The 1,563-nt window shown below is 55.8% G+C and carries 3 protein-coding genes; all 3 read left to right on the top strand.

The annotated features are described in order from the left end of the window. A partial coding sequence (locus IEY11_RS15015; protein WP_279289194.1) for an RNA polymerase sigma factor occupies positions 1-267 on the top strand: 267 nt, incomplete at its 5' end. A gap of 28 nt (positions 268-295) precedes the next feature. Then, complete coding sequence (locus tag IEY11_RS14525) at positions 296-586, top strand: DUF3847 domain-containing protein (protein ID WP_008791598.1); 291 nt, start codon at positions 296-298, stop codon at positions 584-586. 186 nt (positions 587-772) lie between these two features. Next, positions 773-1,563, top strand: a 791-nt coding sequence (gene mobQ, locus IEY11_RS14530) for a MobQ family relaxase (RefSeq protein ID WP_188886896.1), incomplete at its 3' end; no start/stop codon positions are given.

Here is a 1,563-nt window from a genome sequence, read left to right on the forward strand (position 1 = left end):
GCGCAGCCATCGCCGGAGGATCATCTGATAGAAAAAGAAGAATTAGCCGAATACGAAGAACTGATACGGCGATTGTACGAAGCCATTTCCTCCCTGCCGCCTATGCAGGCTCGCCGTGTCCACGCCCGCTATATGCTGGGTATGAAAGTGAAAGATATTGCCGCAATGGAGGGTATCACACCATCACAGGCGGGAAAATCCATCCATGCCGCACTGCGGAGGCTGCGCCGGTACTTTGCGCGTCAGAAATGGACGGTCAATCTATGAGCGTTTTCAAAGAAAAGAGGTGCATGACATGAACGAAAAAAATACAGCCCAAACCCAAAAAGAAGAACGGGAGGAAGTCCTGAAGGAGATCCGACAGCTTGAAAACCGCAAGAAGATTTTGGAGAACAAGCAACGGAACGAAGAACGCAGGGTTCGCACCCGCCGCCTGATTGAGCGCGGAGCCATTTTGGAGGGTATTTTTCCGCTGGCCTCCAACCTTTCCGGCGCAGAGGTCAAAACATTTCTGATTGCCCTGTCCCATCTTCCGGGGGCTGCGGAATTGACTGCAAACCTGCCAAAATCCGGGGACACGCCATAAGTCCCTTGTTTACAAGGGCGCACTTATACACCGTTGCCGGTGCTGTGCGCCCTGCCGGGGGCGTTGCGTACTTCGTCCACGATGGGAAGCTACGCTCCCCAAACCCCTTGTGCGCTCTGCGCAGCCAAACACCCGCTTTGCGTTTGTCCGGCTCCACAGAGCTTGTTATCCCCTCACTGAAAGGAGGTGTTCCCCATAGATTTCTGTCATATCCCCGTCAGTATCATCAAGCGCAGCGCAGGCCGTTCTGCCGTTGCCGCAGCTGCTTACCGCAGCGGAACCAAGCTGACAAATGAATGGGACGGAATGACCCACGACTACACCCGGAAAGGCGGCATTGTCCATGCGGAGATTATGCTGCCCGCCCACGCCCCGCCGGAATTTGCAGACCGTTCTATCCTCTGGAACAGCGTGGAGCAAATCGAGAAGGCAAGGGACAGCCAGCTTGCCCGCGAGATCGAAGCAGCCCTGCCCCGTGAACTGTCCGGCGAACAACAGCTTGCCCTTGTGCGTGCCTATGTGAAGGACAACTTTGTAGACAAAGGAATGTGTGCCGACTTTGCTATCCATGACAAGGGAACCGGAAATCCTCATGTCCATATCATGCTGACGCTCCGGCCTTTGAAAGAAAATGGACAGTGGGGCGCAAAGTGCCGCAAGGCATACGACCTGGACGAGAGTGGACAGCGTATCCCGGATGGGAAAGGCGGCTGGAAAAATCATCGGGAGGATACGATCGACTGGAACGATAAAGGAAATGTGGAGATTTGGCGGGCAGCGTGGGCGGCCTACACCAATCGGGCGTTGGAATCTGCCGGCAGACCGGGGCGCATTGACCATCGCAGCTACAAGCGGCAGGGCATTGATAAAATTCCCTCTGTCCATCTGGGGCCAGCCGCCAGCCAAATGGAAAAGCGCGGCATCCGCACCGACAAGGGCGAAGTAAACCGGCAGATCGCCGCCGACAACAAGCTGCT

It is taken from the genome of Butyricicoccus faecihominis (assembly GCF_014648015.1).
In the GTDB taxonomy this organism is placed as follows: domain Bacteria; phylum Bacillota; class Clostridia; order Oscillospirales; family Butyricicoccaceae; genus Agathobaculum; species Agathobaculum butyriciproducens.